The organism is Candidatus Methylopumilus universalis (genome assembly GCF_006365315.1).
In the GTDB taxonomy this organism is placed as follows: domain Bacteria; phylum Pseudomonadota; class Gammaproteobacteria; order Burkholderiales; family Methylophilaceae; genus Methylopumilus; species Methylopumilus universalis.
In genome coordinates, this window is the sequence record NZ_CP040968.1 from 127,919 (window position 1) to 143,408 (window position 15,490).

The 15,490-nt window shown below is 34.2% G+C and carries 15 protein-coding genes; 8 read left to right on the forward strand and 7 right to left on the reverse strand.

Translation table 11 applies throughout. The features are described from left to right. Positions 1–9: 9 nt before the first annotated feature. Positions 10–456, forward strand: a complete 447-nt coding sequence (locus FIT79_RS00685; protein ID WP_139875331.1) for an RDD family protein — start codon at positions 10–12, stop codon at positions 454–456. On the opposite strand, the gene lptG is transcribed toward FIT79_RS00685, so the two are convergent. Continuing rightward, positions 404–1,474, reverse strand: coding sequence for an LPS export ABC transporter permease LptG (gene lptG, locus FIT79_RS00690; RefSeq protein WP_139875332.1), 1,071 nt, complete (start codon positions 1,472–1,474; stop codon positions 404–406). The genes FIT79_RS00685 and lptG overlap by 53 nt on opposite strands. Beyond that, on the reverse strand, positions 1,471–2,565 hold the full coding sequence (gene lptF, locus FIT79_RS00695) for an LPS export ABC transporter permease LptF (RefSeq protein WP_139875333.1): 1,095 nt from the start codon (positions 2,563–2,565) through the stop codon (positions 1,471–1,473). The genes lptG and lptF overlap by 4 nt, the downstream gene beginning before the upstream one ends. A gap of 46 nt (positions 2,566–2,611) precedes the next feature. Here lptF and FIT79_RS00700 point away from each other — a divergent pair, with 46 nt between their 5' ends. Then, positions 2,612–4,093, forward strand: coding sequence for a leucyl aminopeptidase (locus FIT79_RS00700; protein WP_139875334.1), 1,482 nt, complete (start codon positions 2,612–2,614; stop codon positions 4,091–4,093). 6 nt (positions 4,094–4,099) lie between these two features. Beyond that, complete coding sequence (locus tag FIT79_RS00705; RefSeq protein WP_139875335.1) at positions 4,100–4,516, forward strand: DNA polymerase III subunit chi; 417 nt, start codon at positions 4,100–4,102, stop codon at positions 4,514–4,516. Here FIT79_RS00705 and gcvH read toward each other — a convergent pair whose 3' ends face one another. Beyond that, the gene (gene gcvH / locus FIT79_RS00710; RefSeq protein ID WP_139875336.1) at positions 4,517–4,897 is read right to left on the reverse strand and encodes a glycine cleavage system protein GcvH; all 381 of its coding nucleotides are present in this window, start codon (positions 4,895–4,897) and stop codon (positions 4,517–4,519) included. A 107-nt stretch (positions 4,898–5,004) separates the two neighbouring features. On the opposite strand from gcvH, the gene FIT79_RS00715 reads away from it, so the two are divergent. Then, the gene (locus tag FIT79_RS00715; protein WP_223254732.1) at positions 5,005–5,943 is read left to right on the forward strand and encodes a serine hydrolase; all 939 of its coding nucleotides are present in this window, start codon (positions 5,005–5,007) and stop codon (positions 5,941–5,943) included. Here the strand turns inward: FIT79_RS00715 and topA are convergent. The 3 genes from topA to FIT79_RS00730 form a co-directional block, all read right to left on the reverse strand. After that, entirely contained in the window at positions 5,940–8,501 is a 2,562-nt protein-coding gene (gene topA / locus FIT79_RS00720; protein ID WP_139875337.1) for a type I DNA topoisomerase, read from the reverse strand. The two genes, FIT79_RS00715 and topA, sit on opposite strands and share 4 nt — an antisense overlap. Before the next feature lie 116 nt (positions 8,502–8,617). After that, positions 8,618–9,520 carry a tRNA 2-thiocytidine(32) synthetase TtcA gene (ttcA, locus tag FIT79_RS00725; RefSeq protein ID WP_139875338.1) on the reverse strand — a complete coding sequence of 301 codons (903 nt, stop codon included), beginning with the start codon at positions 9,518–9,520 and terminating at the stop codon, positions 8,618–8,620. Then, entirely contained in the window at positions 9,517–10,263 is a 747-nt protein-coding gene (locus FIT79_RS00730) for a pteridine reductase (RefSeq protein WP_139866779.1), read from the reverse strand. The genes ttcA and FIT79_RS00730 overlap by 4 nt, the downstream gene beginning before the upstream one ends. Before the next feature lie 14 nt (positions 10,264–10,277). On the opposite strand from FIT79_RS00730, the gene FIT79_RS00735 reads away from it, so the two are divergent. Together FIT79_RS00735 and trmB are read left to right on the forward strand one after the other, a co-directional pair. Further along, on the forward strand, positions 10,278–11,456 hold the full coding sequence (locus FIT79_RS00735) for a class I SAM-dependent methyltransferase (protein ID WP_139875339.1): 1,179 nt from the start codon (positions 10,278–10,280) through the stop codon (positions 11,454–11,456). Then, positions 11,453–12,148 carry a tRNA (guanosine(46)-N7)-methyltransferase TrmB gene (gene trmB / locus FIT79_RS00740; RefSeq protein ID WP_139875340.1) on the forward strand — a complete coding sequence of 232 codons (696 nt, stop codon included), beginning with the start codon at positions 11,453–11,455 and terminating at the stop codon, positions 12,146–12,148. The genes FIT79_RS00735 and trmB overlap by 4 nt, the downstream gene beginning before the upstream one ends. Here trmB and yihA read toward each other — a convergent pair. Next, entirely contained in the window at positions 12,107–12,745 is a 639-nt protein-coding gene (gene yihA, locus FIT79_RS00745; RefSeq protein WP_139875341.1) for a ribosome biogenesis GTP-binding protein YihA/YsxC, read from the reverse strand. The genes trmB and yihA overlap by 42 nt on opposite strands. A 104-nt stretch (positions 12,746–12,849) precedes the next feature. On the opposite strand from yihA, the gene FIT79_RS00750 reads away from it, so the two are divergent. After that, complete coding sequence (locus FIT79_RS00750) at positions 12,850–13,464, forward strand: c-type cytochrome (RefSeq protein ID WP_139866786.1); 615 nt, start codon at positions 12,850–12,852, stop codon at positions 13,462–13,464. An 82-nt stretch (positions 13,465–13,546) separates the two neighbouring features. After that, positions 13,547–15,484 carry a cytochrome c biogenesis protein ResB gene (locus tag FIT79_RS00755; protein ID WP_317615509.1) on the forward strand — a complete coding sequence of 646 codons (1,938 nt, stop codon included), beginning with the start codon at positions 13,547–13,549 and terminating at the stop codon, positions 15,482–15,484. Positions 15,485–15,490 lie beyond the last annotated feature (6 nt).

Below are 15,490 nucleotides of genomic sequence, written 5' to 3' on the forward strand. Positions count from 1 at the left end.
TTTTTATTTGTGAATAAAGATAATCCGTCGCTTATCCGAGTTTATAGTTCTTTAATATATGAATTATTTGCTCTAGTACCTATATGGATGGTGACAGGGTTTATTTTTATATATTTCTTTGATGAATTTTTTGGCGCATATCGTAAGCCAATATTTCAGATTTACTTATGGTTTATCTCAGGAATTTATTTAACCTATTGCTGGACTAAATCGGGCCAGACTCTCGCAATGAGAGCATGGAAATTAAAAATAGTATCTAGGAGCGGAACCCTTAATCAAAAATTAGCATGGAAACGTTATATTTATGCAACCTTGGGCGTGCTTATGGGAGGTATAGGTTTCTTATGGGCACTTACTAATAAGAAACATTTGTATCTTCACGATCAAATTTTAAATAATTATTTTATTGATGTTCAGTTTTATAAATCATCATCACACCGATTGAAAAAAAGATAAGCGTAGGAATTGCTGCACAGGAAAGTGGGTGCCAGTCATTAAGAAGGCCGATATATCTAAATCCTGAGTTCATAATCTGGTAGAAAATACCAAATAGAATGCCTAGAAATATTTTTACATTTTTACCACCAGAGCGTTCTTGAAAAAATCCGAATGGTATTGCAAACAATACCATTGCAATAGACGCTAGCGGATAAATTAATTTTTCCCATAAAGCAATTTCATACCTAGTAACTTTTTGCCTATTATTTTTCAAATATTTAATGAAATGGATAAGGCCCAGAGATGACATTTTTTCCGGAGAGACAAGAAGAACATTCATCATTTCAGGTTTTATAAGTGATTTCCAATTTGCACTTTTGAGTGAATTTGTAGAAATCTTATCTTGATTAAAAATTGTTTGATCCACATCCTCAAGTTTCCATTCAGATTCTTTAAAGTTAGCTTTTTTAGCATTTGTAATTGTTCTTAAATGAAAATTATTATCGAATTCGTATATATGTATATTTGATAGGCTTGAGTCTGGAAAAACATGCTCAACATTAATAAAGCTATTACTATCTTTAATCCACAAACCAGATCTAAATTCTTGAGTCACAATAGATTCTTTGGCTGTGACTCTTATTTCTTGAGCTTTTTTCTCTGTAAGGGGAGTTACAAGATCTCCCACTGCAAATGTAAATATAGTAAAAAATAGCCCTGTAAATGAGAGCGTAAATGCTATGTGCTTTATTGAGTATCCACTTGAGCGTATAACAGTTAATTCAGAATTTCCAGAAAGCTGTCCGATTGCATACATAGATCCAATGAGGACCGCGATAGGTACGATTTCATAAACATGTCCTGGAATACTAAGAACAACATAACTAAAAATACTAAGCAAGTTATATGTTCCTTTGCCGAAATCATTTATTTCTTGAATGAAATCAAAAAAAGAAAATATTCCTATGAGACCAATCATGATCCATAAAATTGGTATAGCAAGTTCTAAATTAAGATACCGATACAAAATTTTCATTTTGTATTTAAGATACTTTTTAGATTAAATAGCGGCTGATTGATCGATCGTTTATAAGTAAAGTAAATCGCTGCGAATAAAAAAATAAGATGAATTGGCCAAAAACCAATGGTCACACTTACTTTTTTTAGAGCGATGAATGTATTCATAATAGCTAAAAGATTATTGTAAATAATAAAAATTAAGACAGCAAAAATAATATTAAGAGATCTTCCTGCGCGAGGATTAGTAAAGCTTAAAGGAATAGCTAAGAAAACTAATAGAATGCATGATATAGGTGATGCAATCCTCCATTGAAGTTCTAATTGGTCGGCCAGAGTCTTTGATTTAATTACATCAGAAAGTTTTTTGCTATCAACAGTTTCTATGAAGGGCTCAACAGGTTGTTGGGCTGTCAATATGCCATATTGGTCAAATTCCGTAGTAGAGAACTCTTTTGTATTTGGAATGCCCTCGTACCTTCGGCCCTTTTGTAAAATAATATAGTTATCACCTTTGTTTGAAATTTCTCGATGACCGTTGCTAGCAATCACAACACCCAATTTATTATTGCGCTTTGTTTGAACAAAAATGTTTTTTACAGAACTCCCTAATTCATCAAAGCTTTCAATATAAAATACACGATCTAAACTTTTTGACTCTTTAAATGTCCCTGGATTAAGCCTTGATAATTCATCACGACTTTTTAATTGACTCTTAAATTGATCGGCTGTTCTTACCGCCCAAGGGTTTAAAAAAAGCGAGAGAAATGCCACCATAAATATAGCCGGCAGAGTAAAAGAAGCAATAGGCTTAATAATTTTTGCAAGACTCAAACCCGAGCTAAGCCAGATAATCATTTCGTGGTCACGATACCATCGAGAAAGGGTAAGAAGGACTGCCAAGAAAATAGATAGAGACAACAAAAGGGGCGAATATTTGATAAGATTAAGCCCTAGAATTGTTATGACTGAATCATTGGGGATAGCGCCCTTAGCTGCATATCTAAGATAAAATGTAATTCTTTGGGCCATCACGATACTTATAAGTATTAAAAGAGCCGTAATTGAATTAACAAGCAGTTCTTTTTTTAACGAAGTTTTAAATAGCATTGATTTTTCCCGTTTTATAAAATTCGAGAATATTTAAGGAATATATATGAAATTTAGCATAAAAACAGACCCCCTGGAGAAACAACGCTCAGATGTATTAGTTCTCGGAGTTTACGACTCACTTAAAGTTGCATCTGATAAATCAATTTTAAGCGCATCCACAATTAGTTATATTGCTTCTATTTTGAAACATGGGGATTTGAGTGGCAAGGCCGGTTCTTCTCTTATTTTATATAATGCTCCTGGGACAAAAATCCCAAAAATTCTTTTAATAGGTCTAGGCAAAGAAAAAGAGCTGGATGGAAAAAAATACCTTGCCGCAGTCAGGGCTATGATTGATGCTCTTAAGAAAATGGACGTTAAAACAATTGCATCTTACATACAAATTGCTCCAGTTATAGGAAGTGATATTGCTTGGAATGTTGAGCACTTTATAAATGAAGTTATGGACGCCAGTTATGAATTCGCCGAGCTCAAAACAATCAATAAAAAAACTAAAAAAACTTTTGATTTTCTGGTTAATGTAGATAAGAAAAATCAAAAAATCGCCGAGGGAGCGTTAAAGAAATCATTTGCATTAGCAAAAGGTATTGAACTTACAAAAACACTTGGCAATCTCCCCCCAAATATATGTACACCAACTTATTTGGGTAAAAAAGCCCAGGAAATTGGAAAAGAACATGGCATGAAGATTGATGTTTTGGATCAAAAACAAATTGAAAAATTAAAAATGGGTTCTTTTCTTGGTGTTGCTAAAGGTAGCAGACAGCCACCAAAATTTATTGTGCTTCAGCATAATAAAGGTAAAAAAACACAAAAGCCTATTGTTTTAGTAGGTAAGGGGATTACCTTCGATGCGGGTGGGATATCAATTAAACCTGCAGGTGATATGGATGAAATGAAATATGATATGTGCGGAGCAGCAAGCGTTCTTGGCACCTTTAAGACAATTGGCTTATTAAATCTCCCCATGAATGTTATCGGAATAATTCCAACGTGTGAGAATTTACCTGATGGTTTAGCTTTGAAACCCGGAGATATTTTAACCAGTATGTCAGGCCAAACAATTGAAGTATTAAATACTGACGCTGAAGGAAGATTGATCTTATGCGATGCATTAACTTTCGCAGAGAGATTTAATCCAGAGGTCGTAATTGATATTGCAACGCTCACTGGGGCATGTGTGATCGCTCTTGGACATCATGCTTCCGGCTTGTATAGCAATGACGATAAGTTAGCAAAAGATCTTGAATCAGCAGGCCAAATATCTATGGATCGTGCATGGCGTATGCCGTTGTGGGAAGACTATCAATCACAACTGGATAGTAACTTTGCTGATATGGCTAATATTGGGGGAAGAGCAGGAGGTAGCATTACTGCGGCTTGTTTCTTATCTAGATTTGCAAAAAAATATAAATGGGCTCATCTGGATATCGCAGGTACTGCATGGAAATCCGGAAAAGCTAAAGGAGCCACAGGAAGGCCAGTTGGATTATTAACTCAATATATTTTAAATAAAATATATTAAACCTACATGACTTATATAGATTTTTATTTTAATGTAGAAAATAAATTTAATAAAATTCACGAAATCTTAGAAAAAGAGATTTTTCGAAAAAGAAAAATACATATATCAGTAAGCGATTTAAATGCCGCAGAGTTATTAAGCGATTTTCTTTATACAGCCTCACTTACTTCATTCCTGCCACATACGATAGTTAATCACGAAAAAAGGACGTCTGTTCATATCGATTGGGAACATAAACCTTTAAGTGATGACTTTCTGGTTAATTTAAAGCCAGATATTTCATCTTTTTTTTCAAGGTACTTGAGACTTATTGAGATTGTATCTAACGATGAAGAAGATAAGAAAAAAGCAAGAGATCGTTTAAAGTTTTATCGCGATCGCGGTTATGAGATTAAGCTCATTGATGCTACAAAAGAAATTTAATTAGCGAGTAAGTTCAGCGTATTGAATAGCATCTAAAAAAAGCTCTTTGTTGTTTATGTCATCTTGAGATGATATTTTACAAATCCAAGTTTCATGAGGCTTGTCGTTAATTATTTCTGGAGATTTTTGAATATTAGGATTAATCTCCATCATCACACCATTAAGTGGGCCTATTAAATCAGAAGCAGTTTTGACTGATTCAATCACACCAAAGGCAATGCCTCTTAAGATTTGACTTTGTAATTCTGGTAGTTCTACAAAAACAATATCACCTAAAAGATTTTGTGCGTAATCGGTAATGCCAATTTCATAAGTAGCGTCCCCAATAGATTTAATCCATTGGTGCTCACGCGTATAAATAAGTGTATTGTGAATATTCATAATAAATTAGATAACAGCAATTTTATCTTTAAATACATTAAGTTAATGACAAATATGTTTTTTTTGTTTATTATCGCGTAAATTTAGTATGAATAGGAGATTACCGAGTGAGAGAACGTATCAGACTTTTTTTCATCCTAAGCATCACTTTCTTTCTTGTATTATCTGCAATTTCAGTCGAAGCAAAACAATCTAAATCTAATAAACCATCAAAAGCAGAATTAGCTGGTATATCTCGAGCAGATACTAAGACTAATAAAGATGGTCTTTTAAGGGTGGCCTCGTCAAACGCTCTGATTGTAAATCAAAATACAGGCGAAGTATTGTTTGCTAAAGATACCAACACTTTAACTTCTATCGCTTCTGTTACTAAGCTTATGACTGCCATGGTAACTTTAGATGCAAATCTTCCTATGGATGAAGAGATTGCCATCACCAATGAAGATGTAGATACGTTAAAAAATTCAAGTTCAAAATTGCCAGTGGGAACAGTGTTGCCACGATCTGAATTACTTAAAATTGCTTTAATTGCTTCTGATAATCGTGCAGCATCTGCCCTTGGGAGAAATTATCCAACAGGAAAAGCCGGTTTCGTAAATGCCATGAATATTAAAGCATTACAACTTGATATGACGCGCAGTGAATTTGCAGATCCTACAGGGCTTAATAATCATAATATGTCTACAGCTGAAGACCTTGTAAAGATGGTAAAAGCTGCATACCAATACCCTGAAATTCGAGAAATTACAACGACAGCTTCATACGAAGCTTACGTTAAAGGACATCATGCACCAGTAAATTTTAATAATACAAATGGATTGATTAGAAAGAGTGATTGGATTATTGGTTTATCAAAAACTGGTTTTATCCAAGAAGCTGGAAAATGTCTTGTCATGCAAGCTATGATAAGTGGGCAGCCTATGATTATAGTATTACTTAAATCCTATGGAAGTGCGACTCGAAGTGCAGATGCAAATAGAATTCGTAAGTGGATTGAAAAAACCTCTTCAATTTCTTATCTAAATCAATCTAAAAAAGACAGCTAAACTTTTTTAGCTTTTACGACCCTCTTCTTTGCTGCAGGTTTTTTAGTAGTTGCTTTTTTCTCAGATGCTTTCTTGACCGTTGTTTTTTTAGCTACAGTTTTCTTTTTACCCTTGCTCGAAGCTTCTTTATTGGTAATAAATATTAAAGCCTCTTCCAAAGTAATTTTTTCAATATCCTGATCTTTTGGTAAGGTAACTTTGGTAGAGCCTTTTTGAAGATATATGCCATAGCGACCATTAAAGATTTCAACCGAAAGGTTTTCTTCTGGGTCGTTACCCAAAATTCTTAAAGGAGCATTTTTAGCAATAGCTTCTGCAATTAGTTCCAGGGCTCGATCCAGAGTGATATCAAAAATAGATTCGGATCTAGGAATAGATTTAAATTTGCCATCATAATTTACATAAGGTCCAAAACGTCCAATATTTACAATCACCTTTTTACCTGTATCAGGGTGGAGGCCCAACTCTTTAGGAAGTGATAAAAGATTTAATGCTATACCTTCATTTAAGTCACTTAATGAAATTTCTTTAGGGACGCTAACGCGCTTAGGTTTCTTTTTACTGTCTTCCTCTTGGACGCCTACTTGAAGATAAGGCCCATAGGGCCCCACTAACAGAAGAACATCTTTTCCAGTTTCAGGATCTTTGCAAACAAGAACAGGTTCATTCGAAACACTTGAATCGCCATTTACATTTCTTGTATAGTCGCAATCAGGGTAGCCTGAGCATCCAATAAATTTTCCTCTTCTGCCAAGCCTGGAGAATAAAGGTTTGCTGCATTTAGGACAGTCTTCATGAATAGCTTCTTGTGTAATTTCAGCACGATCGATATTTGATTTTTCAATAATTGTTTTGTTGAAGTCATCCCAAAAGCTTTTCAGAAGAGGAATCCATTCTTTATTATTTTCTGCGATATCATCTAAAGAGCTCTCAAGACCTGCTGTGAAATCATAATCAACATAGCGGGTAAAATGCTCAGTTAAAAATTTATTAACCACACGACCTACATCAGTAGGCATAAATCTTTTTTTGTCGAGAATCACATATTCACGATCTTGAAGCGTAGAAATAATACTCGCATACGTAGAGGGTCTTCCAATACCATATTCTTCTAAAGATTTTACAAGGCTAGCTTCAGAGTATCTGGGAGGTGGCTCAGTGAAATGTTGATCCCCATAAATTTTATCAACAGTTAGAATTTCGCCAGTTTCAAGTGGAGGCAATTTAAGAGAGTCTTCATCTTCATTTGATGCATCATCTAAGCTTTCAGTATAAATGGCAATAAATCCTGGGAATATTAGTGTTTGTCCAGTTGCCCTAAATAAATTTGCTTCTGAGCCAATTGCAAGATCAACACTCACAGCATCAAACTTTGCCGGTGTCATTTGGCTTGCTAGAGATCGCTTCCAAATCATTTCATATAACTTAAATTGTTCAGGAGATAGTTTGCCAATAAGGCTCTGAGGTGTTCGGCTTATATCAGTTGGCCTAATTGCTTCATGTGCCTCTTGTGCATTTTTAGATTTCGTTTTATAAAAAATAGGTGCTTTAGGCAAATAATCTGCTTCAAAATTTGACTGAATGTATCCTCTAATTTGATTCATCGCTTCATTTGAGAGTGATAGTGAATCAGTTCTCATATAAGTAATTAAGCCTACGGCACCATTGCCAGTATCAAGGCCTTCATAAAGTTGCTGGGCAATTCTCATGGCTCGACTCGTTGTAAATCCAAGTTTTCGAACTGACTCTTGTTGAAGAGTTGATGTCGAGAAAGGGGGCGCAGGATTGCGCGTTCTTTGCTTTTTTTCAACACGAGTAACTTTTGTTTTCCCAGCACTTTCTAAAAGTAACTTGCCAACAATATTTTCGTGATCTTCTTTTGAAACAATAGTAAATTGCTCTACTTTTTTATTGTCGAGCTGAATGAGTTTTGCTTGGAATTTATTTTTAGACTTAATGGAATCTAAATGAATCGTCCAATATTCTTGGCTGATAAATTTTTCAATTTCAATTTCTCTTTCAATAATAAGTCTTAGTGCTGGACTCTGAACTCTTCCTGCTGATAGTCCTCTTCTAATTTTCTTCCAAAGTAGAGGTGATAAATTGAAACCTACAAGATAGTCGAGCGCTCTTCTGGCTTGCTGAGCATTGACAAGGGGCATTGATATATCTCGAGGATGTTCAATGGCATACTCGATAGCTGATTTTGTAATCTCTTGAAAAATGACCCGTTTAATTAACTTATCTTTAGTTAATTTTTTCTCGTTGAGTATTTCTAGAATGTGCCATGAAATAGCCTCTCCTTCTCTATCAGGATCCGTAGCTAAATAGACTTCATCAGATTTTTTTACGGCCCTTGCAATTTCATCCACATGTCTGGAGTTTCTTTCAATAATTGCATAATTCATTTTGAAATTATTATCTGTTTCAACGGCGCCTGTTTTTGGAATAAGGTCACGCACATGGCCATATGATGCTAAAACTTCGAATTTATTACCAAGATACTTTTGAAGAGTTTTGGCTTTAGATGGTGATTCAACAATTAAAAGTTTAGACATTTGGGGGTTTCTGGATCAAAAATTTGGATGAATAATAAATTTAAATCTTGATATATACAAGATGTCTATACTAACTTAGTTAGATAAATTACGTTAATTAAATTTAAATAGTGAATTTAAGAGGCAATATTTTCTGCAAATGAAGCAATATTATTTAAGCCGGTATTAAGATTTCTGATTAAATCTTCTGTAAAAAGAAGGTCATCATTTTCTTCTTCGTTAGATTGATTAAGATTTTCGAAGTCATAAAGACTTCGGTCCCCTAAGTGAGAGAGTTCAATATTAGATATGGCTCTGTATATATTATTAATTCGCCCAGGTTGCTCTTTCTCCCACTCCATCAGCATTCCTTTTATTTTTTTTCTCTGAAGATTTTCTTGTGAGCCGCATAAATTACAAGGAATAATAGGAAAATTCATACGAGAGGCATAGCTTGAAATCTCTTTTTCGGAACAATATGCTAAAGGCCGAATAATAATATTTTTACTATCATTAGAGATTAGCTTAGGTGGCATAGCTTTTAATTTAGAACCAAAAAACATATTAAGGAAAAGTGTCTCAACAATATCATCACGATGATGGCCCAAAGCAATTTTATTGATATTAAGTTCTTTCGCTGTCCTGTAAATAATTCCACGTCTTAAGCGAGAGCACAAAGAGCAGGTAGTTTTACCACTTGGTATTTTTTCTTTTACGATTGAATAGGTGTCTTCAGTAACAATGAGATGCTCAACACCTAAATTTTTTAAAAAATTAGGTAATACTTCGGCTGGAAATCCTGGCTGTTTTTGATCTAAATTCATCGCAATAATATCAAAATGAATAGGGGCTCTTTCTTTAAGTGCTAGTAAAAACATCAGCAATGAATATGAATCTTTTCCGCCGCTCATACATACTAGGACTCGGTCATTATTTTCAATCATATTAAAATCAGTGATTGCTTTGCCAGTTAAGCCTATAAGTTTATTCCGCAATTTGAGAAAGTTATTGGTTGCATTAATTGGAATTTGAGGAATCATAATGAAATAGATCTTCCACCATCGACAGCTAAAATATGACCTGTAATAAATGGGGCATCCAGCACTAAAAATTTGACTGCCATGGCAACATCTTCCGGCGTACCCATTTTTTTTAATAACGTTTGAGAAATAACTCTTTGTTTATAGATATCGTTAAATTCTTCATTATTTTCAGGCCACAAAACTGGACCAGGAGCAACAGCATTAACTCTTACATCTGGACTTAATTCTTGGGCCAAAGATTTTGTTAAAGTTGTAAGGCCTGATTTGGCAATACTATAAATAATATAATTTTTCTTCGGTTTATCTATATGTGTGTCAGTGATATTTATAATGCAGCCCTTAGTTTTAATAAGTTCATCTGCTGCGAGTTGAGATAAAAATAAAGGTGCCTTCAAATTGCTGCCGATTAGATCGTTCCAATTTTTTTCATTCATTTTCCCAATTTCGGTAGGGTAATAACTTGAGGCATTATTTATGAGGATATCTAATCTGCCATAAGTATTGATTGTTTGCTCGACTAGACTTGGCAATAGTTTCATATTCACAAGATCGGCTTGAATAATACTTGCGGAATCTTTACGAATTTTATTAAGATCTTCTTGAAGCTTTCTTGCTTCATCAGCTGAATGGCGATAGTGAATCATTAAATCGATACCGGATTCATGAAGAAGTTTGCAAATTGCTTGCCCAATTCTTTTAGCGCCGCCCGTAACCAGAGCAATTTTTCTATTAGATTTCATAGGTTTATGTATAAATGATTTCACTCTATTATAATCTAATACCTATGCCAACCATGCCTATAGCCTCGGAAATTGAGCTTCAATTAAGCGAGCAATTAAAAACAAAAATCATTCAGGCCATTCATTCTAGTCAAGGATGGATAAGTTTTGATCGCTTTATGGAGTTTGCACTCTATGACCCTGAATTCGGTTACTACAATGGAAATTTAAGAAAGTTTGGTGAAAAAGGCGACTTCGTTACGGCATCTGAAATATCAAGTTTTTTTGCCAAAACAATGTGCATTCAGTTTGAAGAAATTTTTCTATCGCTAGATAAAAATATAATAGAAATTGGTGCTGGATCAGGCAAGTTTGCTCTTGAGGTAATCCAGTCTTTGGACAGCAAAAAAATTGACCATTATTTTATTTTAGAAATAAGTCATTCATTGAGAAAGCGCCAATACGAACTTTTAATAAAAAATTTGCCTCCGCATTTGTTCAGCAAGGTACAGTGGATTGATAAAATTCCGCAAGAATATAATGGGATTGTTTTCTGTAATGAACTTTTAGATGCAATGCCTGTAGATTTGATAAAAAAATCGTCAGGGATTCCTTATCAAAAAGGTGTTGGTCTGGAAAATGATCTATTTATCTGGAAAGATAAGGCAATAAAAGATCTGTCTACATATGACCACATCAATCTAGAAAGTCTTCCAGACAATTATCTTGCAGAAGATGCAATTCATATTAAAAGTTGGATTAATAACATCAGCGAATCTATTAGTAAAGGCGTTGTAATAATTATTGACTATGGATTCAATCACAGTGAGTATTTTCACGAGCAAAGATCCCAGGGAACACTAATGTGCCATTTTAAGCATCATGCTCACGACAATCCTCTTATTCAGGTTGGAATCCAAGATATTACAAGTCATGTTAATTTTAGCTATGTGGCAAGAGAGGCTTCTAGCAAAGGACTCCATATTAATGGCTTTATTTCTCAGGCAAATTTTCTTATTAATTGCGGCATATTAGAGTTGCTTGAGAAAGTAAATATAGAAGATAGTCTCTTATATATGAAATCAGTATCGGAAATTCAAAAATTACTATCCCCTTCAGAAATGGGTGATTTATTTAAAGTGATGATAATAGAAAAGAATATAGATATAAATCTTGTAGGGCTTAAAAATAACAATAAAGTCAAAACGTTATGATTAATCAAGATAAAGAGGATATAAAGAGGCGACCTATTAGAAGTTATATTCTAAGGCAAGGAAGAATTACCAAAGCTCAGACGAATGCTATTCATGAAAGCTTTCAAAAACATGCTGTTATTTTTGAAAATAAATTAATTGATTTCAATGGGGCTTTTGAAAATAAAAGTAGAGATCTTATATTGGAAATTGGATTTGGTATGGGAACTTCTACTGCTGAGATTGCAAGGTCTAACTTGAATAAGAATTATATTGCGATTGAAGTCCACTCTCCCGGCGTAGGCAATTTGCTTAAGTTAATTCAAGAAAATAATATTTCTAATTTGAAAATTATTCAACATGATGCTGTGGAAGTTCTTAATTCAATGATTAAGGATGATTCTTTGAATGGTATTCATATTTTTTTTCCTGATCCATGGCCTAAAAAAAGACACCACAAAAGAAGGCTTATACAATCAAACTTACTAAAACTTATTGCGCAAAAGATTAAGAAGTCTGGATATCTTCATATCGCTACAGACTGGGAAGATTATGCTTTTTGGATTATTGATTTGTTGGATAAAGAAGACTTATTACAAAAGATGTCTGATGATTTTTTTAAAAAACCTGATTATCGTCCTTTAACGAAATATGAAAATCGAGGAATTAAACTAGGCTACAAAGTTTGGGACATGATTTATAGACGTATTTAGCCATTTCCCAATGATGGTTTCAGCGTCATCAACACCTTGTTTTTTTAAGCTGGAAAAAAGTTGAACCGTACATTCAATACCAAGAGATGCCCCCCACTTTTCATCTATTTCTTTTTGAACGCTACGAAGTATTTTATGTGAGGCTTCGCGAGACAGTTTGTCTGCTTTAGTTAATAAAATATGAATAGGTTTTTTATTTAATGAAAACCACTCTAACATTTGTTGGTCAAGAGGCGTGAGTGGATGCCTTATGTCCATCACTAAAACAAGACCAAAAAGACAAGAACGTTCCGACAAGTAAGTTGCTAGAGTTTTTTGCCAATGATCTTTGATAGCGTGAGGTACCTTGGCATAACCATAACCGGGTAAGTCTACTAGGAAACGATTTTCACCCAGAGAAAAGAAATTGATAAGTTGTGTTCGCCCCGGCTGCTTACTTACGAAAGCAAGACGATTATGATTAGCAAGCGTATTGATAGCACTGGATTTTCCAGCATTTGATCTGCCAGCAAAAGCAATCTCAATGCCAGTAGGGGGAGGCAAATCACTTAAATGGTGAGCAGATATAAAATATGATGCGTTTTGAAAAATAGCCATGCGCTTTACCTAACCTGTTCAATCCAATCAAAATGCTATCACGAGAATGGGATTTTAGATAAAATGAAGGTCTTGAAAATACTTTAAATACGGAGCTTTACGCAATGAGCAGTCGAAATGCTTTATTTATTCTCATCTTGTCTTTTTTAATTTCAAGTACTGCGATTTCAGAAACTATTGCTCAGAAAACTCCGCCGAAAGCAGTTGCAAATGTATGTGCGGCATGTCATGGAATCGATGGTAATAGCGCAATTTCAGCTAACCCGAAATTATCTGGACAGCACTCAGAATACCTTTATAAACAGCTAGCTAATTTTAAATCAGGCGCTCGCGCAAATGCTGTCATGTCTGGTATGGCAGGAATGCTATCAGATGCCGATATGCATTCTGTGGCAGAATATTTTTCAAAACAAACGTTAAGTTTGGGGCAAGCCAAAACAAATGGCTCAGGATCTTTAGGAGAAAAAATCTACCGAGCTGGTATCCAAGCTAATGCTGTCCCAGCATGTGCTTCATGTCATGGTCCCTCAGGTGACGGTTTGCCTATTAAATATCCACGCTTAAGCGGCCAACACTCAGAATATGTTTTAAATCAATTAAGACAGTTTAGATTAGGTGCTCGGGCAAACGATGAAGCAAAAATGATGCGAACTATTGCGGCTAAACTGACGGATCAAGAAATGGAAGCAGTAGCTGATTATATCCAAGGATTAAGATAAACCCTTCTCGTTCTTATTTAATCACTGCAACTTCTTTGCAGTTTTCGTAGTCGAAACTTTTCATTTTTAAAAATGAGTCATTTTGAAATCTACTACATTTAATGTCAGAAAAATAAACCAACTTCTGAGCTCAATGAGCTTTGCAGTCTCGATGCTTGTATTTTTGGGTATTGCATCAATCATAGGCACAATTCTTAAGCAGAATGAGCCATATGAAAATTACATTATTAAATTTGGTCAATTTTGGTTTGGATATTTTGAAAAGATTGGCCTCTATGATGTGTATCACAGCATTTGGTTTTTAACGATCCTACTTTTCTTGGTGATATCTACAACACTTTGCATTTCTAAAAATACACCAGCAATTCTTAAAGATTTTCTAGTATTCAAAGATTCTTTGGAGGAAAAATCTCTTCTATCCTTCTCGCACCATCTTGTTATAAAAAATAAAAAGAATGTGAATGTTTCAAAAATTCTTAATTATTTAAAGCAAGTTAAATTTAAGATTAAAGAGAAATCAAAAGAAAATGGTGATATTTTAATTGTAGCCAAAAAAGGTAACTATCAGCGTTTAGGTTATATTTTGACCCATGTGGGCGTAGTAGTAATTTGCTTGGGCGGACTATTAGATGGAAATTTAACTTTTAAAGCACAAGAGTTGCTAGGGTATAAAAAAATAGAAACATTAGATATACCAGCCTCAAAAGTCCCAGAGGTAAGCAGGTTGAGTTCTGACAATACTTCATTTAGGGCGAATATGACGCTTGTTGAAGGTGGTTCAGATAATGTTGCATTTGTGAGAATGAAGGATGGGTATCTTGTACAAGATTTACCTTTCAAAATAACTTTAAAAGATTTTAGAATTAACCATTATTCAACAGGCATGCCAAAATCATTTGAAAGTGATTTGGTTATTTCCGATCCAGAATTCCCCGAGGGTATAGCAAAAACAATTAGTGTGAACCACCCTTTTACTTATAAAGGTATTGCAATATATCAATCAGATTTCCAGGATGGTGGTACAAAACTCGATATTAAATTACGGAGCTTATTCAATTCGAATGCACCTCAAAAAATAGGTGGACAAATCTTTGAAAAAGTTAAATTGGATAAAGATCAAATTACCTATGAATTTAATGATTTTAGAAAGTTTAATATATTGCATTTAAAAGAGGGCGAGAAAGAAAAGCCCAGAAATGTAGGCCCAAGTGTTACCTATAAAATTAGAAATAACTCAGGACAGGCTCGCGAATACCTTTCGTATCAATATGCTATGGAAATTGATGGACGCTCTTTCTTTATTACCGGCATGAGAGAAACGCCGCAAGAAGAGTTCAGATATTTAAAAGTCCCTGCAGATAAAAAAGGGTCAATTGATGACTTTATGTTATTTAAAGATGCACTTCAAAATGAGGCTTTGATTTCGGCTGTCGCAAAAAAAATAGCAAATCAATCCATGAATGCAGACAAAAATGATACTGTTAAAGAATCGTTTGAAAATAGTGTCAATAAATTAATAACTTTATTTGCAAAGGGAGGATTTTCAAGTGTTTCTGAAAATTTAGATAAAAATATACCTCCTAGTGAAAAAGAAAAAGCCGCACAGACTTATTTAAAAATTATTGATATTGCATCAGTCGAGCTTTATAGAAATCGATTTAATTTTTTAGGCAAAGAGCTTGACCAAGGGCGCATTAAATTTATTCAAGACTCTTTAAATGCATATAGTGATATGTTTTTCTTTGGAGCCCCTTACTATTTTGAATTGACAAATTACGAACAAAAAGAGGCAAGCGGACTTCAGCTGACTAAATCGCCTGGGCAATTTTGGGTTTATTTGGGGTCTCTAAGTTTAGTGCTTGGTATTTTTTCAATGATTTATTTACATGAAAGAAAATTTTGGTTACTTATTAAGGCAAAAGGTGGCGTTATTCTTGCACTGAGCTCTAATCGCAAAAATATAGATTTTGAAAGTGATTACAAAAAATTAACTAACGATATTCGAAAAATTATTCAATGATAGGTG